Source organism: Mesorhizobium sp. M0968, assembly GCF_040319065.1.
GTDB lineage: Bacteria > Pseudomonadota > Alphaproteobacteria > Rhizobiales > Rhizobiaceae > Mesorhizobium.
This window is the reverse complement of sequence record NZ_JAMYNL010000002.1, coordinates 438,848-465,774: the sequence shown is the minus strand read 5'-3', so window position 1 is coordinate 465,774 and position 26,927 is coordinate 438,848. Positions and strand designations below refer to the sequence as shown.

The following is a 26,927-nucleotide window of genomic DNA, read 5'->3' as shown; positions in this document are numbered from 1 at the left end:
CAGGGAGGAAAGACCATGAAATTTCTGCTTGCCACCGCCACCGCTGCCCTGATGGCGCTGTCTATAGGCTCGTCGTTTTCCGCGGACCTCGCGCCGCTCAATTCCGACACCGAGAAGGATCGCATCGACTGGTCGCAGCTCGAGGCCAAGTTCGGGGCCTTCCCCAAGCTGCCCGAGGGCACCAAGGCGGGTGCGGTCTCCAAGACGCTGACCAATGAATACTGGCGCTCGCTGGGAGAGGGCTACAAGTCGTTCGGCGACCGCACCGGCGTGCCCGTGGTCTACCAGGCGGCGCAGAGCGAGGGCGACCAGCTCGGCCAGCTCACCATCGCCGAAGGCCTGGTCACGCAAGGCTACAACGTGCTGCTCGTTTCGCCGCAGACCGACTCCAACCTGCAGCCGATCATGGAACAGGCCAAGGCAGCCAATGTGCCGGTGGTCAACGTCAACGACGCGGTCATCCCGCAGGCTGAGCACTATGTCGGCAATGTCCAGCGCGACAACGGCGTGCGCGTCGCCAAATGGTTCATCAAGAACCGGCCGGATGGCGGCAAGGTCGCCATCGTCGAAGGCCAGGCCGGCGTCTACGCCGCCGTCCAGCGCACCGACGGCTTCAAGACCACCATCACCGAAGCCGGCAAGTTCGACGTCGTCGCCAGCGTCCCCGGTAACTGGGATCGCCAGACCTCCTACGACGCGGCCACCAACATCCTGCAACAGCACCCCGATCTGATCGGCTTCTATGCCAACAATGACGGCATGGCGCTGGGCATCGTCGAGGCGGTCAAGGCTGCCGGGCTGCAGGACAAGGTTGCGGTCTTCGGCACCGACGGGATCTCCGACGCCTATGCCTCGATCCGCGCCGGCGAGCTGACCGGCACCGTCGATTCGTTCCCGGTGCTGACCGGCGAGGTGGCGCTGGAATCTGCGCTGCGGCTGGTGGCCGGGCAGAAGCTGCCGCGCGTCGTCGCCACGCCGCAGGCGCTGATCACCAAGGACAATGCCGACCGTTACTCTGGCGCCGGCGACGCCGTGCGCAAGGCGCTGCTCGAGGACGCGGCAGCGGGCCAGTAGAGCAGGGCCGGCAGGTGCCGGCCTTGGGTCGGCACCTTGCCTGGAGAACCGAAGCAATGTCAGCGCGGCTGCAATTCGAGGGCATTTCCAAAGAGTTTCCGGCTGTGCGGGCGCTGAGCGACGTGTCGTTTTCGGTCGGCGCCGGCGAGATCCATGGCCTGCTCGGTGAAAACGGCGCCGGCAAATCGACGCTGCTGCGCATACTGTCAGGCGTCTACCGACCGACGGCGGGAAGCGTGCTGATCGACGGCAAGCCGGTGACGCTGAACAATCCGGTCGCCGCACGCGCCGCGGGCGTGGCGATGATCCATCAGGAATTACAGCAGGTGCCACGCCTCAGCGTCGCCCAGAACATGTTCCTCGGCCATCCGTTGACGCGCGGCGGCGTCTTCGTCGCACGGCGCGAGCAGGAAAGCCGCGCTGCGGAAGCGCTGGCCGCCATCGACCCGACCATCGATCCGGCAGCCCCGCTTGGCTCGCTGAAGGTGGCGCAGCGGCAGATCGTCGAGATCGCCCGGGCGCTGCTCGACCGCGCCAGGATCGTGGCGATGGACGAGCCGACGTCGAGCCTCACGCCGAGCGAGTTCGAACGGCTGGCGGAAGTCATTGCCGGTCTGGCACGCGACGGTGTCGCCGTCGTCTATGTCTCGCACAAGCTGGACGAGGTGTTCGGCATCTGCGAGCGCGCCACTGTCATGCGCGACGGCGTTGTGGTCGAAACCGTCGATCTCGCGCAGGTGTCGGAAAAGGCCGTCGTTTCGATGATGGTCGGCCGCGAGCTTGCCCAGGAACAACACCGCTCGCATGCTTCCCCCGAGATCAGGCTGAGCGTGCGTGGCCTCGCCTCGGCAACCAAGGTCCGTGACGTTTCGTTCGACCTGCATCACGGCGAGGTGTTGGGCATTGCCGGCCTGGTCGGGTCCGGCCGCACCGAACTGCTGCGGCTGCTGGCCGGCGCCGACCGGGCCTCATCAGGCGCAATAGAGATCGACGGCAAGGCGGTAAAGCTTTCCAGTCCGCGCGACGCCATCGCGGCCGGCATCGGCCTGGTGCCGGAGGAGCGCAAGCGCGAAGGCATCGTGCCGTTGCGGTCGATCTCCAGCAACATGGCGCTGGCCTCGATGGGCGTGTTCGCGCCGCGCGGCGTCATCGATCACAAAAGGCTGAAACGGGTCGCGGCCGAGAAGATGAAGCGGGTCAATCTCAGGCCGTTCCTGCTCGACCGGCCCATCCGCCTGTTCAGCGGCGGCAACCAGCAGAAAGCGATCATCGGCCGCTGGCTGGCGGCGGGAACGCGGATCCTTCTGTTCGACGAGCCGACGCGCGGCATCGATGTCGGCGCCAAGGCGGAGATCTACCACCTGATCGAGGAACTCGCCGCCGAAGGCCATTCGGTAATCGTCGTGTCGTCCGAACTCCCCGAGGTGATCCGGCTCGCCGACCGCGTGCTGGTCATGCGCGACGGCACGGTCGCCGCCGAACTGGGCCGCGCAAGTCTCAGCGAACAGGCGATCGCCGCGTACGCCATACCCCAAACGGAGATTGAGGCCGGCAAGGCGCAAGGCCATCGGGCCGGTGCATAACAGACAGGACCAGCGGATGACCGATATAACCCAACACACAGCAGCGCGCCCAAGGGCAGATTTCCTGCACCGGTTTTCCGTGCGCGACGCCGGCACGCTGATCGGCCTGGTGGTGATCCTCGCCGTCTTCGGGGCGCTGGTCCCCGGCTTCTTTGCCGAGCGCAACCTGATCAACATCCTGCAGCAATCGAGCATCAATGCCTGCCTGGCGTTGGGCATGACGCTGGTCATCATCTCGGGCGGCATCGACCTGTCCGTCGGGCCGACGGCAGCCCTTTCGGCGGTCATCTCGGCCTCGATGCTGGTTGCCGGTGTGCCGTTTCCGCTGGCCATCGCCGCCGGCTTCGCCATCGGCCTCGCCTGCGGACTGCTCAACGGCGTGCTGGTTGCCTATGTCGGGCTGCAGCCCTTCATCGTCACGCTGGGAACGCTCAGCACCTACCGGGCGCTGGCGCTGATCTATACCGGCGGCAATCCGGTGCTTGGCCTGCCTGCCGGCTTCCGTGCTATCTTCAACGGCTCGCTGTTCGGATTGCCGTTGGCGGTCATCATCGTGGCCGTGGTCGCGCTGATTGCCTGGATCATCCTCAAGAAGACGCCGTTTGGCGAATATCTGCTCGCCGTCGGCGGCAATGAGGAGGCGGCCTACATAGCCGGCGTGCCGATCGCCCGCACTAAGATCGCCGCCTATATGATCTCGGGCCTGCTGGCAGCGCTTGCAGCGCAGATCCTGATCGGCCGGCTGGGTGCGGCCGAACCCATTCTGGGCAATCTCTGGGAGCTCGACGCCATAGCAGCGGCGGCGATCGGCGGCGCCTCGCTGATGGGCGGCAAGGGCAGCGTCGTCGGCACCATCCTGGGTGCCGTCATCCTTGGCAGCATGCGCAACGGCCTGACGCTGATGAACGTGCAGTCCTTCTATCAGCTCCTGGCAACTGGCCTTATAATCCTCGCCGCGATGCTTATCGATCGCGTGACGAGGGGACGTGGATGACCTTGACCGGGCTGGACCTGAAAGCAGTAGGACCGCGCATTCGCATGATGATGCCGCATCTGACGCCGCTCGAGGCGAAGGTGGTTGAAACCGTCTTCGGACGGCGCGGCTTCGACGAGACCATACCGCTCAAGCAGATCGCCGAGGAGGCCGGTGTTTCAGAGGCGATGGTGGTCAAGATCGCCAAGAAACTGGGTTTTTCCGGCTATCGCGACTTTCGCACGGCGGTCTATGAATACAGCCGCCTGCCGACCGCCGAGATGCATCAGGAGCTGTCGGTGGACGACAGTTCGGCCGAGATCGTGCAGAAGGTGTTCCGCACCTCTATCCAGGCGCTGGAGGAGACGCTCGCCATCCTCGACATGGACGATTTCGACCGTGCCGCCGATCTGCTTTACCGCGCCAGGAACCGCGATTTCTACGGCGTCGGCGGTTCGGCGCAGATCGCACGCGACGTCTCGCACAAATTCCTGCGCATCGGCATCCGCACCTCTGTCTACGACGATTCGCACATGATGCTGATGTCGGCCTCGCTGCTCGGCGCCGACGACATTGCTGTCGGCTTCTCGCATTCCGGCAACACGAGCGCCGTCATCGACGCCATCCAACTTGCGCGCAAAAGCGGCGCGCGTACGCTGGCCATCACCAACTATGACAACTCGCCATTGGCAGCCGTCGCCGACATCGTGCTTTGCTCGACCGCGCAAGGCTCGCCGTTGATGGGTGAGAACGCAGCGGCCCGCATTGCCCAGCTCAACATTCTCGACGCGCTGTTCGTCGCGGTCGCGCAACGCGACTACCAGGCGGCGGAGCGCAATCTCGGCCGCACCATGTCTGCGGTGACGTCGAAACGGAAAGACAAGGGCACATGACGGCTTCCCCGCCGCTGGTGACCGTATTCGGCAGCCTGCATTACGACATCATGGTCGAAGCCCCCGATCGCCCACGCAAGGGCGAAACGGTCACCGGCCATGCCTGGCATCCGAAATGCGGCGGCAAGGGCGGCAACCAGGCGGTGTCGGCAGCGCGGGCCGGCGTGCGTGCGGCGATGATCGGAGCTGTCGGCGACGATGATTTCGGCCGCGCGCTTCTCGACAATCTTGATCGCAACGGCGTCGACCAGCGCTTCGTGGGAGTGGCTTCGGGCGCCGGCTCGGGCATGAGCGTAGCGATTTTCGACGACAGCGGCGACTATGGCGCGGTGATCGTCTCGGGCAGCAATCTCACTCTCGGCGAAAAGGACATTACTGAGGCGGCCGAGCTGATCGCGCAAACGGCGGTTCTGCTGCTGCAAAACGAGGTACCGGAAGCCGCCAACATTGCCGCGGCGCGAGCGGTGAAGGCGTTTGGCGGCCGCGTCCTCCTCAACGCGGCACCCGCCCGAAACCTCTCCGCCGAGCTGATCGCGCTCACCGACATCGTCGTCGTCAACGCCATCGAGGCGGAGTTCCTGGCCGGCGTTTCGGTCGTCGACACGCTCGAGGGTGCTGCGAAGGCGGCCGGCATGCTCGTCGGTTTCTATCCGGCTGCAATCGTCACGGCCGGCGGCGAGGGCGTTGCGTATTGCGGCCGCGACGGCCAGGCATTCGCCTTGCCGGCGATGCCGGTGGAGGTGGTCAGCACCCACGGTGCCGGTGATGAATTCGTCGGCGCCTTTGCGGCGGGGCTTGCGCGTGGAGAGCCCGTCGAGGCGGCACTTGGCGCCGCCAATGCCGCCGCTGCCTCGCTGGTCGCAACGCCGAAGCGCGGGCGCGGGGGTCTTGATCAATCTGAGCCTGCTCAGTGACCGCCGCGATTCAATCGCTGTCGCGCGCGATCAGTTCCAGTGGCCAGACTTCACGGATGATGCGTGCGCCTTCGGCGCCGGCGTAAGCCGGGATCGATGCCAGCAGCATTTCGGCCAACCGCTCGCCCATCGGCTCGAGCGCCGGGCGGAAGCCGGTCAGCGCCGGCGAAAAATAGCGGCAGAGCGGGGTGTCGACGATGACGATCACCGCAACGTCGTGGCCGGGCCTGATGCCCGCCTCGGCCAGAGCCTTGCAGCCGCCAAGCGCCATCGCGTCGTTGTTGAAGATGATGGCCGTCGGCGGGTCCTTGGAGCGCATGACCTTCGGCGTCACCGCGTAGCCGCCGGCCTCGTTGATGAAGCCGTCGGCGATCAACTCGGGGTCGAATTCGATGCCGTGCCGCCGCAACGCCTTGCGATAGCCGGCGAGGAACAGATAGCCGAAATTGAGGTCGAGCGACGGGCGGATGGCGGCGATGCGGCGATGACCGCGCGCGACGAGACGATCGACCGCGTCAGCCCCGGCTTTTTCGAAATCGAGGTCGAGCGAGGGATAGGCATCGCCGCCGGAGCGGCTGCGGCCGAGCGTCGCGAACGGGAAACCGGCCTGGGTCAGATAGTCGATGCGCTCGTCCTCGCGCCGCGTCCAGGCCAGCACCACCGCATCGGCCCGCCGCGTCTCGACGACACGGCGCAGGCGCTCCTGCTGATAGTCGCCCGGCGCGCCCATCACTACGATCAGGTCAAGGCCGCTTTCGGCGAGCTTGGCCTGCAACCCGGTCAGGAACGGAATGAAGAACGGCTCGCCATATTCCTGGTCGCCCGGATGCGGCTGCAGCATGAAGGCGATCGAATGGGTGGCGCCGCGCCGCAGGCTGCGGCCGGACTGGTTCGGTGAATAGTTCAGCTTCTTGGCCGCATCGAGCACGCGCTGGCGTGTGTCGGCATTGACGTCGGCGCGGCCGTTGAGCGCGCGCGACACCGTGCCGATGGAAATATTCAGGTGACGCGCAAGGTCGTGAATACTGGACGCCAAAGGACAGTTCTCCCCCTTGCTTGGCTAGCACCGGCCGCTCTTCAGGCCAAGCCGGCATCACGTTTTTCGCTATCGGCCAATTGACATTCTACGCCATCGGGTGTGTTCTCGTAAACGTTTACGGAAGAAACGTTTGCGGCCCTGCCGTGAACGCCGTGACGATCGGTCTGGAGGGGCCGAGAGGGAGGAGTGCTGGATGATCAATGTCGTCCTGGTCGGCTGCGGCGCGATGAGCAAGGCCTGGCTCGATGCGGCCAAGCAGATCGACGGGCTCGCCATTGTCGGCCTGGTTGATCTCGACGCCGAAAGGGCGCGGGCAAGGGCGCGCGAATACGAGCTTTCCGGCGCCGTCATCGGAACCGAGCTCGACGCCGTGCTCGACCAGACCAGGCCCGACGCGGTATTCGACGTCGTGGTTCCCGCCGCCCGCCGCGAGGTCGCGCTTTCCGCCTTTGCCCACCATTGCCATCTCTTGACCGAAAAGCCGCTGGCCGACAGCCCGGACAATGCGCGTGCCATTGTCGAGGCGGCCCGCAGCGCCGGCCGCATCCATGCCGTCGTGCAGAACCGCCGCTATGTCGCCAATGTCAGGCGCATCCGGCGCTTTCTCGATTCCGGCGCCATTGGTGCGCCAACCAGCATCCACGCCGATTTCTTCGTTGCGCCGCATTTCGGCGGTTTTCGCGAAGAGATGCGCCATGTGCTGCTGCTCGATATGGCGATCCACACATTCGATGCGGCCCGCTACATGGTGGCCGGCGAACCGGCCGGCGTCTATTGCCAGGAGTGGGAGCCGGCCAACTCCTGGTATCGGCAAGGGTCGTCGGCAGCCGCAAGCTTCGACCTCGGCGGCGGCAAGCTGTTCACCTATGCCGGCAGCTGGTGCGCGGCCGGCTTCCGTACCAGCTGGGACAGTGCATGGCGGATCGTCGCCGAGCGCGGCAGCATTGTCTGGGACGGCGCGGACGGGTTGAAGGCGGAAGTCGTGCGGCCGGTCCGTGAAGGCCTGTTCGACCGCACCGAATCGATAGCCGTGCCGCCGCTCGACCCGGCAGATCGCGTCGGCGGCCATCTCGGCATCATCCAGGATTTCGTCCGCGCCGTCGAGACTGGCACCGCGCCGGAGACGCGCGGCGCCGACAACATCAAGAGCCTGGCCATGGTTTTCGCTGCGATCGAGAGCGCCGAAACCGGGCGCCTGGTCGCTATCGCCTCACAGGAAGGATCATGATGCCAAACCCGCTGCTCGACATCAGGATCGGCACAATGGTGCGGGCCAATCTCGACGACCCGGCTGCCTATGTCAGGCAGATCCTGCCGCTCGGCTTCGAGAGCATCCAGCCGTTCTTCTGGCAGACGCTGGGCGGCAAGGACATTCCGCGGCTGGCGGGCGAGATCCGCGAGGCGATCGGCGATGCCGATGTCGTCGTCTCGTCGATCGGCGTGTTCGGCAATCCGCTGGAGAGCGGCGAAGTCGATCGCGGCGTCCTCCAGGCCTGGGAAACGATCATCGACAACGCGCATCTGTTCGGCACCAACATGGTCAGCGGCTTCACCGGCCGCATCCGCGGCAAGCCGCTGCACGACAGCCTGCCGCGTTTCCGCGAGGTCTGGGGGCCGCTCGCCAAGCGCGCCGCCGACGAGGGCGTCCGCATCGCGTTCGAGAATTGCGCCATGGACGGCAACTGGGCCAGCGGCGACTGGAACATCGCCCACAATCCGGACGCCTGGGAGCTGATGTTCAACGAATTGCCGGACGACAATCTCGGCCTGGAGTGGGAGCCCTGCCACCAGCTGGTCTATCTGATCGATCCGATCCCGCAGATCCGCAAATGGGCGCCGCGTATCTTCCACGTCCACGGTAAGGACGCGACGGTGCGCTGGGACGTGATCCGCGAACACGGCGTGTTCGGTCGCCTGCCGTTCGTGCAGATGCGCACCCCTGGCTTCGGCGATAGCGACTGGACGCGGGTGATCAGCGAGCTGCGGCTGGCCGGCTACAAAGGTGCCATCGACATTGAGGGCTGGCACGACCCGGTCTACCGCGGCGATCTCGAGATCACCGGCCAGGCGCGGGCACTGGATTATCTCCAAAAATGCCGGGGAGGCGCGAGCTATCTGCCGAACCCGGTGTGAGGCTAATGCATGTCGCGCAAAAGTGCCCAGCGGTTTTGCGATAACGACATGCATAAAAACAGGACAAGCCGGCGGGAGGTGCCGGCCAGCGAAAGATTGCGGCGCAATGCCGAAGCGATCGTCAAAACCCCTCGGCTAGCGAGGGAACAAAGGGAGGATAAGTGCATGAGCATTACGATGAGAAGGACAGTTCTGCGCTCGACCGTCGCGGCGGCCGCGATGGCGCTCGCCGCCGCACTCTCGACCTTGCCGGCGCAGGCGCTCGATGCCCAGTGGTGCAAGGATGTCCATATCCGTTTCTTCGTCGGCGGCGCCGAGGGCGATGCCTTCGGCACGATCGTCTATAATGGTGCCAAGCAGGCGGCGGCCGATCTCGGGCCGAAGGTCGACTACATCTTTTCCCAGTGGGATGTCGAGAAGATGGTGCAGCAATTGCGCGAGGCTGTCGCGGTCAAGCCCCAAGGCATCGCCATGATGGGCCACCCCGGCGACGCCGCGATCATGCCGCTGGCCGAACAGGCGCACAAGGACGGCATCAAGATGATGTACCAGAACGTGCCGGTGCCGACGGTCACGGCGGCGTTCGGCGGCGGCTATGTCGGTGCCCAGCAGGAGCAGCAGGGCCGCGCGCTTGGCGCCGAGGCGGTCAAGCTGGCCGGGCTCAAGGCCGGCGACAAGGCAATCATGATCGGCCCGTTCGAGAACGAGAGCCGCGGCGCGCGAGAACGCGGCACTGTCGCTGCCCTCAAGGAAGCGGGCGTCGAGGTCATACAGCTCTCCTCGCCACCGAGCGGCGAATGGGCTTCCGACCCCAATCTGGCCCTTCCGGTGATCACCGCGGCACTGCTCAACAATCCCGACGTCAAGGCGGTTGGCTATCCCGGCGGACAGATGCTGGGCAACGTCCCGACTTACATGCAGGCGGCGGGCAGGAAGCCGGGCGATATCTTCAACTTCGGCTTCGACACCAGCCCGCAGATCGTCGAGGGCTTCAAGGGCGGCTGGGTGCAACTGACGGCCGACCAGCAGCCGTTCCTGCAGGGCTATCTGCCGATCCTCAGCCTCTGCCAGCAGGTTGTGCTGGGTCTCGCACCGATGAATGTCGATACCGGCGCCGGCTTCGTCACGCCGCAGAATTACGAGATCGTCGCCGAGCTCGCCAAGCAGGCGCTGCGCTGACCTCCCAAGCCGCCGGCCGGGATCGAGCCCGGCCGGCGGGACCGCCGGCGAAAAGGCCGGCACGCGACAATCAAGCGAGGATCGCCATGGCCGAACGCATTATCGAACTGCGCGACATCAGCAAGTCCTATGGCCAGGTCTATGCGCTTGGCGGGGTCAATCTCAGCGTCGATCGAGGCGAGGTGGTCGGCCTGATCGGCGATAATGGCGCCGGCAAGTCGACGCTGATCAAGATCCTGTCCGGCGTGGTCAAACCGACTAGCGGCGAGATTCTCGTCCGCGGCAAGCCGGTGACCGGATGGAGCCCTGCGCGCTCGCGCGACGCCGGCATCGAGACGGTGTTCCAGGACCGGGCGCTCGCTGTGCAGCAGACGATCGTGCGCAACATCTTCATGGGCCGCGAGCTCACCGGCTGGCTTGGCTGGCTGAAGGTCAACAAGGAGATCGCGGAGGCGAGCCGGCTGATGCGCGAGATCGGCTTCACCTCGAAAGTGTTCACGCCACAGTCGATCGTCGGCCAGCTCTCGGGCGGCGAACGACAGGGCGTGGCGATCGCGCGGGCCATCTATAAGAAGGCGGAGCTGATAGTCCTCGACGAACCGACGACCGCGCTATCGCTGACCGAGACCGCCAAGGTCTTCCACTTCGTGCGCCAGGTGCGGGCGAGCGGGCGCTCGATCCTGTTCATCGGCCACAACATCCACCACGTCTTCGATATCGCCGATCGCTTCGTGGTGCTGGACCGCGGCAAGGTCGCGCTCACCGCCGACCGCAGCGAGGTCAAATCGGCCGAAGACCTGATCAATTTCATGGAAGACGTCGCCCACCCCAGCGGATTGCCGGGGTTGCACGACGCGGGCGATGCGGGGAGGGCGGCACGATGAGCAAGACCATGGAACCCGATCTGCAGAGCCCCCTCGGCGGCACGCATAATGAGGCCGCCGGGAAAGAGTGGAGACACCCGTCCGACAATTGGCTGCGCGGGTTCATCCTCGACAACCGCGCCGCGCTCGGCACGCTTGCCGTGTTCATCGTCATGATGGCGGTGTTCATGATCGCCAACCCGATCGTGTTCACCACCTGGTATCTCTACAGCTCCGTACTCACCACGCTGCCGGTGGCGCTGTTCGTGGTGGTGCCGCTGGTCTTCGTCGTCACTTGCGGCGAGATCGACCTGTCGTTTCCGGCGACGATGGGCTTTGCCTCCTGGGTGTTTGCGCTGGTCGTGCAGGCTGGCTACGACCCGTTCCTCGGCATCGCCGCCGCAATCGTCACCGGCATGCTGCTCGGCTTCCTGGTCGGCTCGCTGGTCGTCTATGGCGGGCTGTCGTCGCTGATCGCCACGCTCGGCATGAATTTCCTGCTGCGCGGCCTGATCCAGATCATCAACGAGGGCAGGTCAACGGCGCTGACCGGCCTTGCCGACAGCTGGGCCTACAAGATCTTCTCCAGCCAGCTTTACGGCATTCCGGTGCAGATCTTCTGGGCCATCGGCTTCGTCGTGCTGTCGGCGCTGCTTTACAACCGCCATCGCTTCGGTGCCCAGGTCAAGGTGGTCGGCGACAATCCAGACAGCGCCCAGCAGATGGGTATCGACGTCAAGCGCGTGCGCGTAAAAGTGTTCGTCTTCGTCGGCATCGGCGCGGCAATCGCCGGCACGTTCTCGGTGATGATCAACTTCACCTGGTGGCCGACCGCCGGCGACGGCTATCTGCTGCCGGTGCTGGCATCGGTGTTCGTCGGCGGCACCCCGACCTGGGGCGGCATCGGCACTGTTGTCGGCGGCGCGATCGGCGCGGTCACCGTCTCGTTCATCCAGACCGGCGTGGTGGCGGCAGGCCTGAGCGGCTTCTATGTCCAGTTCTTCAACGGCCTGATCATCATCCTGTCGCTGCTCGGCCATAAGTGGAACCAGGCGCGGTATCGCTAGCGCCCGGCGGCCTCACACCCCGGTGACAAACCCGTCCAGCACGCGTTTCTGGCCGGCTTTGTCGAAGTCGATGGTCAGCTTGTTGCCTTCGATGGCCGAGATGTTGCCGTTGCCGAATTTCTGGTGGAAGACGCGGTCGCCGACGCTGAAGGGGGACGGCGTGTCGGCGACGGATTTGGCGACCAGCTCGCCGTCGATTGTGCGGCCCTTGACCGAGGTGCGGCCGGCGCCGTAGCCGGAGTCGGTTTCGCCATAGCCGATGCGCTCGACCTGGTGGCCGGAGCGCGTGCCCCAATTGCGGTCGGTGGCCTCGGTGCGGTTGGCTTGGGCGCGCTGCCAGCCCGGTGTCGCATAGGTGCTGGAGAAAGCGCCGGATTTTTCAGCACCGTTATTGCCGCCAATGTTGTCGAAGCGCGATGCTCCATAGGGGTTCTGCCTGCCTGCCCCTTGGCCGCCGCGACCGGAGGCGAACGAGCCGCCGCCGTAGGAATTGCCGTAACCGCCGTAGCTGTTGCCGCTCTCGGCGACCTCGACATGGGCTTCCGGCAACTCGTCGAGGAAGCGTGACGGGATGGTCGACTGCCAGAGGCCGTGGATGCGGCGGTTGGAGACGAACCAGATGTGCAGGTTCTTCTTGGCGCGGGTCAAGCCGACATAGGCAAGCCGGCGCTCCTCCTCCAGCCCGGAGCGGCCACCCTCGTCGAGCGAGCGCTGGTGCGGAAAAAGACCTTCCTCCCAACCAGGGAGAAAAACGGTCTCGAATTCGAGGCCCTTGGCCGAATGCAGCGTCATGATGTTAACGGCGTCGAGCTCGGCGTTCTGCTCGGCGTCCATGACGAGTGCGACGTGTTCGAGGAAGGAGCGCAGCGATTCGTACTCCTCCATGGAGCGGATCAGTTCTTTTAAGTTCTCGAGCCGGCCGGGCGCTTCAACCGAGCGGTCGTTCTTCCACATGTCGGTGTAGCCGCTCTCCTCGAGAATGGTCTCGGCGAGCTCGGTGTGCGGCGTGGTTTCCAGCGCCTTCTGCCAGCGCTCGAAATTGGCCGATACCTCGCGCAGTGCGGCGCGCGGCTTCGGCTTCAACTCGTCGCTTTCGGCGAGTTTTGCCGCCGCCTCCAGCATCGGGATGCGCAGGGCGCGTGCGGTGTCGTGGATCTGGCGGATGGTGGCCTCGCCAAGGCCGCGCTTCGGCACGTTGACGATGCGCTCGAAGGCGAGGTCGTCGGCGCCTTGCGCGACGACGCGGAAGAAGGCCAGCGCATCGCGGATTTCGAGGCGCTCGTAGAAGCGCGGGCCGCCGATGACGCGGTAGTTGAGGCCGAGCGTGACGAAGCGGTCCTCGAATTCGCGCATCTGGAAGGAGGCGCGGACGAGGATCGCCATGTCGTTGAGATTGTGCTTCTGGCGCTGATAAGCCTCGATGGTCTCGCCGACGGCGCGGGCCTCCTCTTCGGAATCCCAGGCGGCATGGACATGCACCTTCTCGTCGTCCTCGGCGATCTTTTCGGTGAACAGCGTCTTGCCGAAGCGGCCCTCATTGTGGGCGATGAGGTGGGAGGCGGTGCCGAGGATGTGCGCGGTCGAGCGATAGTTGCGCTCCAGCCGGATGATGGTGGCGCCGGGAAAATCCTTGTCGAAGCGCAGGATGTTGTCGACCTCGGCGCCGCGCCAGCCATAGATCGACTGGTCGTCGTCGCCGACGCAGCAGATATTTACGGTGGACAGGCGCGGGCTTCCCTCCCCCTTGAGGGGAGGGTGGCCGGGCGAAGCCCGGTCGGGTGGGGTCCGTGCGGCAGTGCTTGACCTACCGGCGGCAGTGCTCGACGCTCTAGCGGTGCCTTCTGCGGCAACCCCCTCCGCCCGCTTCGCGGGCACCTCCCCCTCAAGGGGGGAGGATTGCGGCCGCTGTGCCAGCAGCCGCAGCCACATGTACTGGGCGGTGTTGGTGTCCTGATATTCGTCGACGAGGATGTAGCGGAAGCGCTTGTGGTATTCCTTCAGCACGTCCGGATTGGCGCGGAAGATGCGGATCGGATGGCACAGGAGATCGCCGAAGTCGCAAGCGTTCAGCGTTTTCAGCCGCTCCTGATAGGCCTTGTAGAGCTCGCGGCCCTTGCCGTTGGCGAAGGCACGGGCATCGCCCTCGGGGATGTCGGCGGGGCCAAGGCCCTTGTTCTTCCAGCCGTCGATCATCTGGGCGAACTGCTTGGCCGGCCAGCGCTTGTCGTCCAGCCCTTCGGCCTGGATAAGCTGCTTGATCAGGCGCACGACATCATCCGTGTCGAGAATGGTGAAGTCGGATTTGAGCCCGGCCAGCTCGGCATGTCTGCGCAGCAGCTTCACTCCAATCGAGTGGAAGGTGCCGAGCCACGGCATGCCCTCGACATTGCCTTCACCGATCAACAGGCCGATGCGCTGCTTCATCTCGCGCGCCGCCTTGTTGGTGAAGGTGACGGCGAGGATCTGCGAGGGGAAAGCCTTGCCGGTGGCAAGGATGTGGGCGATGCGGGTGGTCAGGACGCGCGTTTTGCCGGTGCCGGCGCCGGCCAGCACCAGCACCGGGCCTTCGGTGGTTTCCACCGCCAGCCGCTGCTCGGGGTTGAGGCCGTTGAGATAATCGGGCGCGTTGTTCTGGTTGCTGCGGGCAGCCATGGCGCGCGCGGCAATGCCCGACGGGGCCACGGGCCGCGCGTTCGGTTCGTCAAAAAAGGGCATGTCTTCCGAAAAGCCGGACATCTCCCCCCGAATGTAGTGATTCGGCAGCGAAAGGCCAGAAGTGTCTCCGTTTTGTTCTCTGTCCAGTCGGTGGACTCACAATCTGGATGGGTCTGCTAACCAAAACGCCGGGCTTGCGATGGGCCGGCACCGTAAAACGCCGAGCTTGCTTGACAGTGGAAGCGGGCCGGAGAAAGTTGCGTGGGGGCAGGAACGCAATGCGGGGTTGCCCATGGACGCGTCGCGGAGCGCACCAGTCGAAGGAGCACCGTCTTGGCTGTGGTCATCACCTCCCTGATCCTTTTCCTCATCGGCCTGGCGATTGGCGGCGGCGGCATCTGGCTCGTGACGCTGGGCGGCAGCTGGTACTACGTCATCGTCGGTCTAGCTTTCCTTGTCGCGGCCTGGCTGCTCTACAGGCGCAGATCCACGGCGCTGTGGCTCTACGCGGCGATCGTGCTCGGCACGCTCGCCTGGGCGGTTTGGGAGATCGGCTTCGACTGGTGGGAGCTCGGCCCGCGCGGCGGCATCATCGTGCTTGTCGCGCTATGGCTGTTGACGCCATGGGCGCGGCGCGGGCTTACCGGTCCCGACGGACGCGCACCGCTTATCCTCGCCGTACTGGCATCGCTTGCCGTCGCCGGTTATTCGATGACGACCGATCCAAAGGATATTACGGGTGAACTCAACACCGACAAGGTGACGCCGACGGCCGATCTTGGCGGCAACGTGCCGGCTGGCGAATGGCACTATTACGGTCGCACGCAATACGGCCAGCGCTATTCGCCGCTCGACCAGATCACCGCCGAAAACGTTGCCAATCTGCAGCCGGCCTGGACCTATCGCACCGGCGACGTGAAAGGGCCCGACGACATCGGCGAGACGACCTATCAGGTGACGCCGCTAAAAATCGCCGACACGCTCTACATCTGCACGCCGCATAATTTCGCCATCGCCATCGATGCCGCGAGCGGTAAGGAGAAATGGCGCTTCGATCCGCAGGTCAAGCTCAACAAGGACCGCCAGCACCAGACCTGCCGCGGCGTGGCCTATTATGCCGATGCCAAGGTCGCCGCCGGCCAGCCCTGCGCCACACGCATCTACCTGCCGACATCCGACGCCCGGCTGATCGCGCTCGATGCGGCGAATGGCCAGGTCTGCCCGACTTTCGCCGAAGGCGGCACGCTGAACCTGCTCGCCAACATGCCATATCCGAAGCCGGGCTATTATTATTCGACCTCGGCGCCGCTGATCGTCGCCAACAAGATCATCGTCGGCGGCGCGGTCAACGACAATTATTCGACGCAGGAGCCGTCCGGGGTCATCCGTGCCTACGATGCCGACACCGGCGCGCTGTTGTGGAATTGGGATTCGGGCAATCCCGACCAGACGATGCCGCTGCCGCCGGACCAGACCTACACCAACAACTCACCCAACATGTGGTCGACGGCGAGCGTCGACGAGAAGCTCGGGCTGCTTTATGTGCCGCTCGGCAACAAGACGCCGGACCAACTCGGCGCCGGACGCAGCGCCAATGACGAGAAATTCTCCTCTTCGATCACCGCGCTCGATCTCAACAGCGGACAATTGCGCTGGGTGCGGCAGACGGTGCACCACGATCTCTGGGACATGGACGTGCCGGCGCAGCCGACGCTGGTCGACATCACCACGGAAAGTGGCGTGGTGCCGGCGCTGGTCGGGCCGACCAAGCAGGGCGACCTCTATGTGCTCGACCGGCGCAGCGGCGAGCCGATCGTTCCGGTCAAGGAAGTGCCGGCGCCGGGCGGCGCGATCGAAGGCGACCATACCTCGCCGACGCAGCCGCTCTCGGACCTCAGCTTCAGTCCGAAACCGCTGACCGGCGCCGACATGTGGGGCATTACCATGTTCGACCAGCTGGCCTGCCGGATCGAGCTCCGGAAGTTGCGCTATGAGGGCCGCTACACGCCGCCGTCGCTGCAGGGCTCACTGATCTACCCCGGCAATTTCGGCACCTTCAACTGGGGCGGCGTGGCAGTCGATCCGGTCCGGCAGGTGATGTTCGGCATGCCGACATACCTGGCGTTCATCTCCAAGCTGGTGCCGCGCGCCGACGTGCCGCCGCCCGGCGACACCAAGGGCAGCGAACAGGGCCTGAACCGCAATGACGGTGCGCCTTACGCAGTCATATTGAAGCCGTTCCTGTCGCCGCTCGGCATTCCCTGCCAGGCGCCGCCCTGGGGCTATGTGGCGGGCGCCGACCTTCGGACCGGCAAGATCGTCTACAAGCATCGCAACGGCACCGTCTACGACATGACGCCATTGCCACTGCCATTCAAGGTCGGCGTGCCCGGCATTGGCGGGCCGATGATCACTGCCGGCGGCGTCGCCTTCCTCGGTGCGGCGGTCGACGACTATGTGCGCGCTTATGACCTGACGACCGGCAAACAGCTCTGGCAGGCGCGGCTGCCGGCGGGCGGGCAGTCGACACCGATGACCTACACGGTAGCCGACGGGCGCCAGTTGGTCGTCATCGTTGCCGGCGGCCACGGCTCGGTCGGTACCAAGCCGGGCGACTATGTGATGGCCTATACGCTGCCGAAATAGAGAAGTTCCTTCAGAGCCCGAGATGCCCTTTCAGGTCGGGTACCGATGCAAGTACCTCACTGGTCAGCTGCGGGCCGGCGGCTGTCTCGGCCTGCTGGACCAGCATCGTGCCGGCCTGGCTGATCTGTGCGAGCGTAAGGCCTGATGCCTTGAGTATGGCGACCCCGTTGATCAGCGCGCCGGTCTTTTCGCCGAGAGCGCCACCGAGCGCGCCCTCCAGCGAGGACAGGAGGCCACCACCGGAAGCTGCGCCGGGAGCCATGACATCATATTGCTTGGCCAGGGCGTCGGCTCCCGGGATCTTGGCGAAGAAGCTGGACAGAGTCGTGCCTTCCGCCTCGTGTTCGAGCACCGAGAAAATCGTGCCGGCGATCTTTTCCGTCAAAGCCTGGTTGAGACCGGATTTCTGGGAGACGGTGTTGATGATGTCCTGAACGTCCATGACCTTTCCTCACGCTTTGGTGTTTGCGGGCGGGTGCCGGTTGGCGCGGATTTTGATCAACGATCGTTTGAATGCGGTGAAGGCAGTGAACCGCAGCGCCAGCAAAGCCATAGCGGCGAGGGCGAACCCACTTGCCAGAAGCGGGGAGGGAAAGGTCATGGCATATTCCTTCGTCGTCAATCAGGCATTCTTTTCCCGCCAAATGGCCATTGTCGTTCGCCAAATGGCCCGAGTGAGGCATAGCCCGGTAACTTCTTTTTACATCGTGGTGCGTGCATTTAGCATTGCCACAAAGGACCAAAATTTAACGACAGTGCGGCGCGCGGCATCACGGCCCTCGTGCAGGGACTTATGGCAGCCTCACTCAGCCGTGACTGGACCAGGCAAGCTTCGGCTCTATGTTGCCGCGGGGGGCGAGGAGCAAGCCATGACAACACCTGCCGGACCGACTGCCGCCGAGCCTGTCATTACCCAGGCGATGATCGATGCCTATGACGAATACACCCATCTGACGCTCGACCGGCGGCGCTTCATGGAGCAGTTGACCAGGCTTGCCGGATCGGGTGCGGCAGCTGCCGCGATCGCGCCGCTGCTGGCGGCGAACTCGGCCCAGGCGGCAATCGTGGCGGAAGACGATCCGCGTGTGAAAGGCGAGGACATCAGCTATCCCGGCAGCGCTGGCGAGATGAAGGGCTATCTGGTCAGGCCGGCGGACCAGACCGGTAAGCTTGGCACCGTCATCGTGGTGCACGAGAACAGGGGTCTCAACCCGCATATTCGCGATGTGGCGCGGCGCGTTGCGCTGGAAGGGTTCGTGGCGCTTGCGCCGGACTTCATGACACCGCTCGGCGGCACACCGGACGATGAAAACAGGGCACGTGACCTGTTTTCCCAGCTCGATCCAGCACAGGTCGCCGCCAATGCCGTGGCAACCGTCGCCTACCTCAAAGGCTACAAGGACGGCAACGGCAAGGTCGGCGCTGTCGGCTTCTGCTGGGGCGGCGGCACGGTGAACATGCTGGCCGTCAACGCGCCGGACCTCGCCGCCGCCGTCGCCTATTACGGCATGCAACCACAGGCCGAGGACGTGCCGAAGATCAAGGCCGCGCTCATGCTGCATTATGCCGGGCTCGACACCCGCACCAATGCCGGCATCGATGCCTTCAAGAAGGCACTCGACGCGGCCCATGTCGAATACTCGGTCTATGTCTATGAAGGCGCCAACCATGCCTTCAACAACGAAACGTCGGCGGCCCGCTATGACAAGAAGGCGGCTGACCTCGCCTGGGCCAGGACGATCGCGTTCCTCAAGGAGAAGCTGGCCTGATCAGGTGGGCGCCGGCGCCGGTTTGTGAAGGGCGACGCCGGCCACCACCAGGGCGATGCCAAGGCAGTCGGTGAGGCTCGGCACCTGCCGCAGCACGATGACGCCGATCAACGTTGCGGTGACCGGCAGCAATGACAGCATCAGCGCGAAGCTGGAGCGCGGCAGCCGCGACATCGCAAGCTGGTCGCAAATATAGGGAATGACCGACGAGCAGATGCCGACGCCGACCGCCGCAAGCAGCAGCGGCGGCGCCGAGAAAGCCGGCAGTGCATCGGCGAAACCGATCGGCAGAACGACGAGAAGGGCGACCGCCATGGCGGCACCCAGCCCGGCGATGCCATCGCCGGCGCCGCCGCGCGCGACGCGGTGGCCGAGCACGATGTAGCCAACGAACAGCGTGCCGTTGAGGAAGGCCCAGAACAGGCCGACGGGATCGCTCGACCATTTGACGTCGATCAGCAACAGGGTGCCGGCGATAGCGATTGCGAGGGCGGCGATATTGCGCGGGCTTCTGAGGCCAACAAGCGCAACGCCGATGGTGCCGACGAATTCGATCGCCGCCACCAGCGAGATCGGCAGCCGGTCGAGCGCCAGGTAAAACGAGCAATTCATCACCCCAAGGCAGACGCCGAAAGCCACAAGCAACAACCGCGTCGAGCGATCGGCGCGGGCGAAGACCGCCCATGGCCGGGTCAATGGGGCAAAGACGAGTGCCGCGGTGGCGATGCGCAGCCAAGCCATGCCCAGCACGCCGACATGCGGGAACAGCAGCACCGCCAAGGCCGGTCCGAGATAGTGGAACACGGCGCTGACGCCGAACCAGAGATGCGGCGGCACTGCGTTTGCCAAGATAAAGGCGGGGCCGGCGAGTGCCGGACTTGCTGCGGGGGCTTGCGTCCGATCTTGCATGGGATCAGTATCGCAGGCGATTTTTGCCATTGATATGGATAATTGCCGGGCATTTCGGCCATTTCCTTTCCGAAAGCAAGGAGTATTCCGCTGAAACGCTTTCGAAATGAAAATAGCGATCTGGATCCGGCGGACCTGAAAATTCTGCGCCTGCTGGAAAAGGACGCGCGCACCAGCACCGCCGAATTGGCGCGGTCGGTCGGCCTGTCGGCGCCGAGCGTTGCCGAGCGCATCAAGCGGCTGCAGGAAAGCGGTGTGATCGAGGCCTATACGGTGCGCATCAATCCGGCCGCGCTCGGCATGAAGCTGTCGGCATGGCTGCGGATCAGGCCGGTGCCGGGGCAACTGGCTGTCGTGGCCGAAATCATCCGCGACCTACCGGAAATCGCCCAATGCGACCGGGTCACCGGTGAAGACTGTTTCATCGCGCTGGCGCATGTCGCCTCGGTGGCCGAGCTCGAGCGGGTGATCGACCGGATCATTCCGTTCGCGATGACCAATACGGCGATCATCCAGTCGTCGCCCGTGGTGCCGCGATCGCCGCTGGGGGCGGTGAAGCGCCAGCTGTGACGCTTGGGATCGTTCGTCAGCACATCATCAGAAATGCAAACCGGACGGCCGGTCTGTTTCTTCCCCCACCGTTCAGGCGTGGCCGCGTTTCATCCGCGCCTGCTTCAGGATGGCGCGCCAGCGGATCATGGCGAAAGGGATCGGCTCGTTGTTGTTGGCGATGTGGAAGATCTCGTTGTTGAGGTTCTTCAGCGAGCGCCAGAAATCATAGTCGGTGATGCGTGGATCAGCCGCCAGCCTGTCCGCCTCGACCTTGATGTCGGTTTTCATGCACGTTCCCCGAACCGCTGCTGCTCCGCCGCCCGTATCGCAATTCGATGCGGACGGTTTTCCAACGCCGCGCTGAGTCGTTCAACGTCTCAATTCGGCTTGTTCACGTTAAAACCTCGGTAAGGTTAACGGCGGTTGGGTTGCGGTTCAAGCCGGCTTACGACGAATACCGATCGAGCGGCCGGCGCGCTCCGGCATCGGCAGGGCGGCATGGGCGGCGCGCATCGCTTCCACCCTGGCCAGGACGTCGGCGGGGAAGGGCGCTACCTTCGGGCCAGCCATGTCGACGTGCAGCGACAATGTTTCTGAAGTGGCGGCGAGCCAACCGTCGACATGACGGATTTCCTGATAGGCCCTCAGCCGCTTCTCGTCATGGTCCAGCAGCTGGAACGAAACGGTGACCTTGTGGTCGAGATGCAACTCCTGGACGTAGCAGACATGGACTTCCGCCGTGTAGATGGTCAGCCGTCGTTCTTTCACGTAATCCGGCCCCATCCCCATCATCTCGAAGGCTTCGTCGGAGCAACGATCGAAAAGCACGTTGTAGTAGGCCATGTTGAGATGGCCGTTGTAGTCGATCCAGGCCTCCTCGATGTCCATGGCGCGGGAGACGAAAGGGGCGGGGATGGGCATCGGAAACTTCCTTCTCGTCATGCCGGGATGAGCGTGGACTGGACAGAGCGTGGTTGGTGAGACTACGCATCCGTAGATGCAGAACAAGGGTGGACGCTGGTCCATTCGCGGAGGAATCGATGGCTCTAAGCGACCTCAATCCGGTCGAGCGCAACGAAGAAGGCATTGCCGCCGTACTCGGCATCCTCAAGCAGCGGCTCGGCGAGCGATTCCAGACCGGCCAGGCGATCCGGGCCCAGCACGCGCACACCACGACCTATATTCCGACGCAGGCGCCGGACGGCGTCGCCTTTGCCGAGACGACGGAGGAGGTGCAGGAGATCGTGCGCGCATGCGCGGCGCATCGCGTGCCGGTGATCGCCTTTGGCGTCGGTTCCTCGCTGGAAGGCCACACCAATGCGCCGGGCGGCGGCATCTCGCTCGATACGTCACGCATGAACCGCATCATTGCGGTCAATCCGCAGGACCTCGACTGCACCGTCGAGCCCGGCGTGACGCGCGATGATCTCAACCGGCACCTGCGCGACACCGGCCTGTTCTTTCCGATCGACCCGGGTGCCAACGCCTCGCTCGGCGGCATGGCGGCGACGCGTGCGTCGGGCACCAACGCGGTGCGCTACGGCACGATGCGCGAGAACGTCCTGTCGCTGACGGCGGTGATGGCCGATGGCGAGGCAGTGACGACCGGCAAGCGCGCCAAGAAGAGCTCGGCCGGCTATGATCTGACGCGGCTGCTGATCGGTTCGGAAGGCACGCTTGGCATCATCACCCAGCTGACCTTGAAGCTGCAGGGCATTCCACAGGCGATTTCAGGCGGCGTCTGCCCGTTTCCCAGCCTCGAGGCGGCGTGCAACGCGGTGATCGCGACCATCCAGATGGGCATTCCGGTGGCGCGCATAGAATTGGTCAACGCGCTGCAGATGCGGGCGATGAAGACCTATTCGAAGCTCGACTATCCGGAGAGCCCGTGCCTGTTCGTCGAGTTCCACGGCAGCGATGCCAGCGTCGCCGAACAGGCCGAGACCTTCGGCATGATCGCCGAGGAAAATAGCGGCGGTCCGTTCCTGTGGACCAGCGTCGCCGAAGAGCGGACAAAATTGTGGAAAGCCCGGCACGATGCCTACTGGTCGTCGCTGACGCTACGGCCGGGCGCCAAGGGCCTGTCGACCGATGTCTGCGTGCCGATCTCGCGCTTTGCCGAATGCGTCACCGAGACCGAGGCGGATATCGCCGAGATGGGCCTGATCGCGCCGATCGTCGGCCATGCCGGCGACGGCAATTTCCATGTGTTGGTGCTGATGGACGTGGACGACCCGAAAGAGATCGCGCTGGCGGAAAAATTCGTGGCGCGGCTCAATTTGCGCGCCATCGCCATGGACGGCACCTGCACTGGCGAGCATGGCATAGGGCAAGGCAAGATCGGCTTCCTGCGGCATGAGCTCGGCCATGGCGTCGACATCATGCGCACGGTCAAGCAGGCGCTCGATCCGCTGAACATCATGAACCCGGGGAAGATACTGCCGGGAAAGGACTGACATCAGGCCGCTGCCGCGCCCCGATTTGCCTCTTTATCGACACGCTGATGCGGGTAGAGTGCCACTGACTTTACTATCAACTGTCTAGGAGTTCATGCTCGCACGCCTGTTCGTGATCTTCGGTGGGCTTCTCGTGCTGGTGCTGTGTGCGGCGCTGGTGGTGCCGTACTTTGTCGACTGGACAGGTTACCGTGCCGATTTCGAGCGCGAGGCGAGTGCCGTCCTGGGCCGCAAGGTGACCGTGCGAGGCGATGCGACGGCAAGGCTGTTGCCGTTCCCCTCGGTGACCTTTTCCAACGTCGCCGTTGCCGGTGGCCCTAACGGCCAGCCGGCGATGACCGTCGAAACCTTTTCGATGGATGCAGAACTCGCGCCATTCCTGCGCGGCGAGGTGCTGATCTTCGACATGCGCCTGGTGCGGCCGAAGGCGACGATTGACATCGCCGCCGACGGCACGGTCGACTGGACGATACGGCCGTCCTCGCCCTTCGATCCCGGCCAGATCTCCATCGAGAAGCTGACGGTGACGGAAGGACAGATAGCGCTCAGCCACGCCGCCGGCGGGCGCAGCCATCTTATTTCCGAGATCAACTCGACGATCTCGGCCAAGTCGCTGGCCGGCCCCTGGCGGCTGGACGGCTCGCTGTTGCTGGACGGGTTGCGGACCACGATCGCCGCTTCCACCGGCAAGGCCGAACCGGACGGGCAAATGCGGCTCAGGCTCAAGGCCGATCCGGACGCCTATCCGCTGGTCATCGAGACCGACGGCAATGTGGGCCTCGTCGAGGGCGCCGCCGTCTATTCGGGCCAGTTCAAGATATCGGGCGCAGACCAGACTGCGGCGCGGCAGCTGGGCACCGGCGGCGAGGCGCTGAAAGTCAGCGCCGGCAAACCGGACCCGGGCTTCAGGCTGAACGGCAAGTTTTCGCTCGACCACCAGAAGCTCGGCGTCGACGAATTCCGCTTCGAGACCGGGCCACGCGACAATCCCTACACCGCCGACGGCAAGGCTGCGGTCGACCTTGGGCTGAAGCCGCATTTCTCGATCGAGGCCAATGGCGCGCAGGTGCAGTTCGACGAGGCCGTGGGGGCGGCGGCCGGTGCCGGATTGACGCTGTCCGAGCGGGTGGCGGCGCTGGAGCAGGCGCTGCTCGATCTGCCGAAGCCGACCATACCGGGCACGGTCGAGGTGAAACTGCCGGCGGTGGTGGCAGGCGATACCACCGTTCGCGACGTGCACCTGTCCGCCGAGCCAGCCGAGGGCGGCTGGTCGGTAAAATCGCTGGCCGCCACGCTGCCCGGCCGCGCCAAGCTGGAAGCCACCGGCATGGTCAGCGTCGAGGACCATTTCGGTTTCACCGGATCGCTGCTTCTGGCGGTGGCGCAGCCCTCCGGCTTCGCCGCATGGCTGTCGAAGGACGTCGACGAGGCGATCCGCCGCTTGCCGGCCGCCGGCTTCAAGGCCAAGGTGGATTTGAGCGAGAAGCACCAGGCCTTCAGCGATCTCGAACTCATCCTCGGCAAGGCGAAGTTCTCCGGCCGCATCGATTCCAGCCAGCCCGACGACACAAGGCCATCGGTGCTTATGCAACTGGAAGGTGGCGAACTCGATGTCGATGGGCTCGCCGCCTTCGCCTCGATCTTCGTCAGCGACAAGGGCGCCAACCGCTTTTCCGACCGCGACCTCGATTTCCAGATCAAGGCCGGGCCGGTCAGCGCCGGCGGGTTGACCGCCGATAGCGTCGACACCGCGCTTAGATTGCGCGAGGGGCTGCTTGAGATCGACCGACTGTCGGTCGGCGGACTTGCCGGCGCCTCGATCAGCGCCACCGGCCGGATCAAGGATTTCCCGGCGAGCCCGACCGGCAAGCTCGACGCCTCGGTGGTCGCCGTCGACCTCAAGCCGCTGATCGACGTCGCCGTCCAGCATTATCCCGGCAATGCACTGCTGAAGGGCCTGGCGGAGCGTGCTGCTGCCTATCCCGAGCTGTTCCAGGATGCGCGTATCGATGCGGTCACGAGTGCCGCAGACAATGGCGATGGTACGACTGGACTGGCAATGAGCGCACAGGGCAAGGCCGGTGGCTCGGCCTTTTCGGCGTCGTTATCCGGCAAAGGGGCGCTCGACCGGCCTCTCGAAGCACCGGTGACGCTGACCTTCAACGCAAGGAATGCCGACGCCACGGCGCTGCTGGCGCTTTACGGTTTGCCGGCGCTGCCACTCGGCATGCTCGGCGAGGCGACCACCGAGGTCTCGGCCAAAGGCACGCTTGGCGGCGGCCTGGCGACACGATTCAGCCTAGCCGGCAATGACTTCAAAGCTGGTTTCGACGGGACAATTGCCGACACGCCTCAAGGCGCGGCCGCCAAGGGCAAGGTCAGCCTTGAAACGGCCGACATCGAGCCATGGTTGATGACGACCGGGGTCGGCCTGCCCGGCATGGGCACCGGCATGTCGACGTCGCTTGCAGCCGATGCCGATTACGGCAATGGTCTCCTGGTGCTGAGCGGCCTCAGCGGCGCCGTCAACGAAGCGGCGGTTTCCGGTGACGTAAATATCGACATCAAAGAGGGGCTGCCGCATCTTGCCGGCGCGCTGTCGCTGGACGAGCTGGACCTCGATCCGATGGCGGTGATGCTGTTCGGCGACCAGGCCTTCCTTGTCAATGACAGGACCTGGCCGACGGCACCGTTCAGCCAGAAATCCAGTCTGCCATTTACCGCCGATCTCGATCTGACGGCGGCGTCGCTTGCCGCCGGCCCGCTTGCCACCGCCTATGACGCTGCGTTGTCGCTGCAGCTCGACCAGGAGGGCATCCGCGTGTCTGACCTCAAGGCAAAGTTCCTCGGCGGCGCGTTGAGTGGCCTGTTCGAGCTCAAGAACAATGACGGCACCGGGCTTTTCTCCGGTCAGATGAAACTCGCCGGCGCCGACCTGGCAGCCGTGCTGCCGGAGGCCGGCATCAGCGGAAGCGGCGAGTTCTCGACGGCGCTTTCGACCAGCGGCAAATCGGTCGACGCGATGGTTGCGGCGCTGTCCGGTTCCGGCACGGCAACGCTCAAGGGCATGACTATTGCCGGCTTCAATCCTGATGCCTTTGGCGCATTCATCGCCAAGGCCGATGCGATAGGGCGCGATATCGACGCCTCGAAGACTGCCGGCTTTGTGCCGCAGATCGCCGCGGCGGGCAGTTTTCCGGCGCAGGACACCGATATTGCCTTCACCATCGCCGGCGGCACGCTGAGGGCGCCGCCGGTCAAATTCGAAAGCCCGGGCGCGACGCTGTCCGCTGACATCACCGCCGATCTGAACACCAGCACCGTCGATGCCAAGGGCGAGATCGCCTATCGGCCCGGCGACGAGGCGCTGGTCGGCTCCGAACCGATTTTGAATTTCAGCGTCGACGGGCCGTTTGGCGCCACCAAGCGGCAGTTCGACAGCGAGCCGCTGGCACAGTTCCTGACCCAGCGTGCGCTGGAAAAGGAGCAGCAGCGGGTCGAAGCCATGCAAGCCGCACTGCTCGAGAAACAAAGGCTGCGGCGTGAGGTGCGCTACTACGCTGCGCTGCAAACCGAGCGTGAAAGAGCGGCGGAGGAACTGCGCAGGCAACAGGAAGCAGCGCGGCTGAAGGCCGAGGCCGACGCCAAGGCAAAGGCCGAAGCCGAGGCTCAGGCCCAGGCCGAAGCCGAGGCGAGGGCGCAGGCTGAAGCCAAGGCGAAGGCAGAAGCGGACGCCAAGGCACAGGCGGATGCCGAGGCGAGGGCGCAGGCTGAGGCCAAAGCGAAAGCTGAAGCGGACGCCAAGGCAAAGGCCGAAGCTGAGGCGCAGGCCCAAGCCGAAGCGGAGGCCAGGGCGCAGGCTGAAGCCAAGGCAAAGGCGGATGCAGCGGCGAAAGCCGAAGCCGAGGCCAGGGCGAAAGCCGAGGCGGCTGCAAAGGCCGCAGCGGATGCCGAAGCCAAAGCCAAGGCGGCGCAACAGGCTGCCGAGGAAGCAGCGCAGGCCGAAGAACAGCAACGCCAGAGGGCGGAAGAGGCGTTGCGGATCGCCTCGGAAGAGAAGGCAAGGCTCGACGCCGAACGCAAGGCCGCGGCGGAGCGCGCGGAACGGGAGCCACCGGCCGCAAACAACGTGCCACCGCCAGTGCAGCCCCCGCCAAAGCTCAAGCTCGATCCCTCGTCGATCGACGATCTGCTGAAATCGCTGAATGGCGGGTGACGGCGC

At 64.9% G+C, this 26,927-nt stretch carries 22 protein-coding genes; 15 read left to right on the top strand and 7 right to left on the bottom strand.

Annotated features, from left to right (window positions below):
• The first annotated feature begins 15 nt into the window (after positions 1 to 15).
• From NKH67_RS05065 to NKH67_RS05045, 5 genes are read left to right on the top strand one after another with little or no spacing between them, the layout of a single operon-like run.
• A complete protein-coding gene (locus NKH67_RS05065; protein ID WP_352501042.1) occupies positions 16 to 1,074 on the top strand; it encodes a sugar ABC transporter substrate-binding protein in 1,059 nt (352 codons plus the stop codon).
• A 56-nt stretch (positions 1,075 to 1,130) separates the two neighbouring features.
• Positions 1,131 to 2,657, top strand: coding sequence for a sugar ABC transporter ATP-binding protein (locus tag NKH67_RS05060; RefSeq protein ID WP_352501041.1), 1,527 nt, complete (start codon positions 1,131 to 1,133; stop codon positions 2,655 to 2,657).
• A gap of 16 nt (positions 2,658 to 2,673) precedes the next feature.
• Positions 2,674 to 3,651 carry an ABC transporter permease gene (locus NKH67_RS05055; RefSeq protein WP_352456543.1) on the top strand — a complete coding sequence of 326 codons (978 nt, stop codon included), beginning with the start codon at positions 2,674 to 2,676 and terminating at the stop codon, positions 3,649 to 3,651.
• Positions 3,648 to 4,523, top strand: coding sequence for a MurR/RpiR family transcriptional regulator (locus NKH67_RS05050; RefSeq protein ID WP_023676730.1), 876 nt, complete (start codon positions 3,648 to 3,650; stop codon positions 4,521 to 4,523). Before NKH67_RS05055 ends, NKH67_RS05050 begins: the two co-directional genes overlap by 4 nt.
• Positions 4,520 to 5,437, top strand: a complete 918-nt coding sequence (locus NKH67_RS05045) for a ribokinase (protein WP_352501040.1) — start codon at positions 4,520 to 4,522, stop codon at positions 5,435 to 5,437. Before NKH67_RS05050 ends, NKH67_RS05045 begins: the two co-directional genes overlap by 4 nt.
• A 10-nt stretch (positions 5,438 to 5,447) precedes the next feature.
• On the opposite strand, the gene NKH67_RS05040 is transcribed toward NKH67_RS05045, so the two are convergent.
• Positions 5,448 to 6,473, bottom strand: coding sequence for a LacI family DNA-binding transcriptional regulator (locus tag NKH67_RS05040; protein WP_352501039.1), 1,026 nt, complete (start codon positions 6,471 to 6,473; stop codon positions 5,448 to 5,450).
• 196 nt (positions 6,474 to 6,669) lie between these two features.
• Here NKH67_RS05040 and NKH67_RS05035 point away from each other — a divergent pair, with 196 nt between their 5' ends.
• The 5 genes from NKH67_RS05035 (at position 6,670) to NKH67_RS05015 (ending at position 11,718) form a co-directional block, all read left to right on the top strand.
• Positions 6,670 to 7,704, top strand: coding sequence for a Gfo/Idh/MocA family protein (locus NKH67_RS05035; protein WP_352501038.1), 1,035 nt, complete (start codon positions 6,670 to 6,672; stop codon positions 7,702 to 7,704).
• Positions 7,701 to 8,609: a sugar phosphate isomerase/epimerase family protein gene (locus NKH67_RS05030; RefSeq protein WP_352501037.1), complete on the top strand. Its 909-nt coding sequence runs from the start codon at positions 7,701 to 7,703 to the stop codon at positions 8,607 to 8,609. Before NKH67_RS05035 ends, NKH67_RS05030 begins: the two co-directional genes overlap by 4 nt.
• 165 nt (positions 8,610 to 8,774) lie before the next feature.
• Positions 8,775 to 9,788 (top strand): substrate-binding domain-containing protein, encoded by a 1,014-nt coding sequence (locus NKH67_RS05025; RefSeq protein ID WP_023676725.1) that lies wholly within the window; start codon positions 8,775 to 8,777, stop codon positions 9,786 to 9,788.
• 86 nt (positions 9,789 to 9,874) lie between these two features.
• Positions 9,875 to 10,672 carry an ATP-binding cassette domain-containing protein gene (locus NKH67_RS05020; RefSeq protein WP_352450092.1) on the top strand — a complete coding sequence of 266 codons (798 nt, stop codon included), beginning with the start codon at positions 9,875 to 9,877 and terminating at the stop codon, positions 10,670 to 10,672.
• Positions 10,669 to 11,718 carry an ABC transporter permease gene (locus tag NKH67_RS05015; protein WP_352450091.1) on the top strand — a complete coding sequence of 350 codons (1,050 nt, stop codon included), beginning with the start codon at positions 10,669 to 10,671 and terminating at the stop codon, positions 11,716 to 11,718. Before NKH67_RS05020 ends, NKH67_RS05015 begins: the two co-directional genes overlap by 4 nt.
• Before the next feature lie 12 nt (positions 11,719 to 11,730).
• On the opposite strand, the gene NKH67_RS05010 is transcribed toward NKH67_RS05015, so the two are convergent.
• Complete coding sequence (locus tag NKH67_RS05010; RefSeq protein WP_352501036.1) at positions 11,731 to 14,454, bottom strand: ATP-dependent helicase; 2,724 nt, start codon at positions 14,452 to 14,454, stop codon at positions 11,731 to 11,733.
• Between the two features lie 252 nt (positions 14,455 to 14,706).
• Between NKH67_RS05010 and NKH67_RS05005 the strand changes: the two genes are divergently transcribed.
• Positions 14,707 to 17,019: a glucose/quinate/shikimate family membrane-bound PQQ-dependent dehydrogenase gene (locus tag NKH67_RS05005; protein WP_352501035.1), complete on the top strand. Its 2,313-nt coding sequence runs from the start codon at positions 14,707 to 14,709 to the stop codon at positions 17,017 to 17,019.
• Between the two features lie 10 nt (positions 17,020 to 17,029).
• On the opposite strand, the gene NKH67_RS05000 is transcribed toward NKH67_RS05005, so the two are convergent.
• Both NKH67_RS05000 and NKH67_RS04995 read right to left on the bottom strand, forming a co-directional pair.
• Entirely contained in the window at positions 17,030 to 17,461 is a 432-nt protein-coding gene (locus tag NKH67_RS05000; RefSeq protein ID WP_023676720.1) for a hypothetical protein, read from the bottom strand.
• A gap of 9 nt (positions 17,462 to 17,470) precedes the next feature.
• Complete coding sequence (locus NKH67_RS04995; RefSeq protein ID WP_352471599.1) at positions 17,471 to 17,641, bottom strand: hypothetical protein; 171 nt, start codon at positions 17,639 to 17,641, stop codon at positions 17,471 to 17,473.
• 247 nt (positions 17,642 to 17,888) lie between these two features.
• Between NKH67_RS04995 and NKH67_RS04990 the strand changes: the two genes are divergently transcribed.
• Positions 17,889 to 18,788, top strand: coding sequence for a dienelactone hydrolase family protein (locus NKH67_RS04990; RefSeq protein ID WP_352501034.1), 900 nt, complete (start codon positions 17,889 to 17,891; stop codon positions 18,786 to 18,788).
• Here the strand turns inward: NKH67_RS04990 and NKH67_RS04985 are convergent, their stop codons facing one another.
• The gene (locus NKH67_RS04985) at positions 18,789 to 19,697 is read right to left on the bottom strand and encodes an EamA family transporter (protein ID WP_352501033.1); all 909 of its coding nucleotides are present in this window, start codon (positions 19,695 to 19,697) and stop codon (positions 18,789 to 18,791) included.
• Positions 19,698 to 19,787: 90 nt separating this feature from the next.
• Between NKH67_RS04985 and NKH67_RS04980 the strand changes: the two genes are divergently transcribed.
• Positions 19,788 to 20,267, top strand: a complete 480-nt coding sequence (locus NKH67_RS04980) for an Lrp/AsnC family transcriptional regulator (protein WP_352501111.1) — start codon at positions 19,788 to 19,790, stop codon at positions 20,265 to 20,267.
• Between the two features lie 72 nt (positions 20,268 to 20,339).
• Here the strand turns inward: NKH67_RS04980 and NKH67_RS04975 are convergent, their stop codons facing one another.
• Together NKH67_RS04975 and NKH67_RS04970 are read right to left on the bottom strand one after the other, a co-directional pair.
• On the bottom strand, positions 20,340 to 20,537 hold the full coding sequence (locus NKH67_RS04975) for a hypothetical protein (protein ID WP_023676715.1): 198 nt from the start codon (positions 20,535 to 20,537) through the stop codon (positions 20,340 to 20,342).
• Between the two features lie 147 nt (positions 20,538 to 20,684).
• The gene (locus NKH67_RS04970; protein WP_352471602.1) at positions 20,685 to 21,170 is read right to left on the bottom strand and encodes a thioesterase family protein; all 486 of its coding nucleotides are present in this window, start codon (positions 21,168 to 21,170) and stop codon (positions 20,685 to 20,687) included.
• A gap of 119 nt (positions 21,171 to 21,289) precedes the next feature.
• Here NKH67_RS04970 and NKH67_RS04965 point away from each other — a divergent pair, with 119 nt between their 5' ends.
• Together NKH67_RS04965 and NKH67_RS04960 are read left to right on the top strand one after the other, a co-directional pair.
• Positions 21,290 to 22,705, top strand: a complete 1,416-nt coding sequence (locus NKH67_RS04965) for an FAD-binding oxidoreductase (protein ID WP_352501032.1) — start codon at positions 21,290 to 21,292, stop codon at positions 22,703 to 22,705.
• Positions 22,706 to 22,799: 94 nt separating this feature from the next.
• Positions 22,800 to 26,921: an AsmA family protein gene (locus NKH67_RS04960; protein ID WP_352501031.1), complete on the top strand. Its 4,122-nt coding sequence runs from the start codon at positions 22,800 to 22,802 to the stop codon at positions 26,919 to 26,921.
• The last annotated feature ends 6 nt before the right edge of the window (positions 26,922 to 26,927 follow it).

Excerpts from the sequence above, each read along its gene's own strand:
- NKH67_RS04990 (WP_352501034.1), top strand. The coding sequence starts at position 17,889 with ATGACAACACCTGCCGGACCGACTGCCGCCGAGCCTGTCATTACCCAG.
- NKH67_RS05010 (WP_352501036.1), bottom strand. The coding sequence starts at position 14,454 with ATGTCCGGCTTTTCGGAAGACATGCCCTTTTTTGACGAACCGAACGCG.
- NKH67_RS05050 (WP_023676730.1), top strand. The coding sequence starts at position 3,648 with ATGACCTTGACCGGGCTGGACCTGAAAGCAGTAGGACCGCGCATTCGC.
- NKH67_RS05015 (WP_352450091.1), top strand. The coding sequence starts at position 10,669 with ATGAGCAAGACCATGGAACCCGATCTGCAGAGCCCCCTCGGCGGCACG.
- NKH67_RS05065 (WP_352501042.1), top strand. The coding sequence starts at position 16 with ATGAAATTTCTGCTTGCCACCGCCACCGCTGCCCTGATGGCGCTGTCT.
- NKH67_RS05020 (WP_352450092.1), top strand. The coding sequence starts at position 9,875 with ATGGCCGAACGCATTATCGAACTGCGCGACATCAGCAAGTCCTATGGC.
- NKH67_RS05030 (WP_352501037.1), top strand. The coding sequence starts at position 7,701 with ATGATGCCAAACCCGCTGCTCGACATCAGGATCGGCACAATGGTGCGG.
- NKH67_RS05055 (WP_352456543.1), top strand. The coding sequence starts at position 2,674 with ATGACCGATATAACCCAACACACAGCAGCGCGCCCAAGGGCAGATTTC.
- NKH67_RS05000 (WP_023676720.1), bottom strand. The coding sequence starts at position 17,461 with ATGGACGTTCAGGACATCATCAACACCGTCTCCCAGAAATCCGGTCTC.
- NKH67_RS05045 (WP_352501040.1), top strand. The coding sequence starts at position 4,520 with ATGACGGCTTCCCCGCCGCTGGTGACCGTATTCGGCAGCCTGCATTAC.
- NKH67_RS05025 (WP_023676725.1), top strand. The coding sequence starts at position 8,775 with ATGAGCATTACGATGAGAAGGACAGTTCTGCGCTCGACCGTCGCGGCG.
- NKH67_RS05035 (WP_352501038.1), top strand. The coding sequence starts at position 6,670 with ATGATCAATGTCGTCCTGGTCGGCTGCGGCGCGATGAGCAAGGCCTGG.
- NKH67_RS05060 (WP_352501041.1), top strand. The coding sequence starts at position 1,131 with ATGTCAGCGCGGCTGCAATTCGAGGGCATTTCCAAAGAGTTTCCGGCT.
- NKH67_RS04970 (WP_352471602.1), bottom strand. The coding sequence starts at position 21,170 with ATGCCCATCCCCGCCCCTTTCGTCTCCCGCGCCATGGACATCGAGGAG.
- NKH67_RS04975 (WP_023676715.1), bottom strand. The coding sequence starts at position 20,537 with ATGAAAACCGACATCAAGGTCGAGGCGGACAGGCTGGCGGCTGATCCA.
- NKH67_RS04960 (WP_352501031.1), top strand. The coding sequence starts at position 22,800 with ATGCTCGCACGCCTGTTCGTGATCTTCGGTGGGCTTCTCGTGCTGGTG.
- NKH67_RS04985 (WP_352501033.1), bottom strand. The coding sequence starts at position 19,697 with ATGCAAGATCGGACGCAAGCCCCCGCAGCAAGTCCGGCACTCGCCGGC.
- NKH67_RS04965 (WP_352501032.1), top strand. The coding sequence starts at position 21,290 with ATGGCTCTAAGCGACCTCAATCCGGTCGAGCGCAACGAAGAAGGCATT.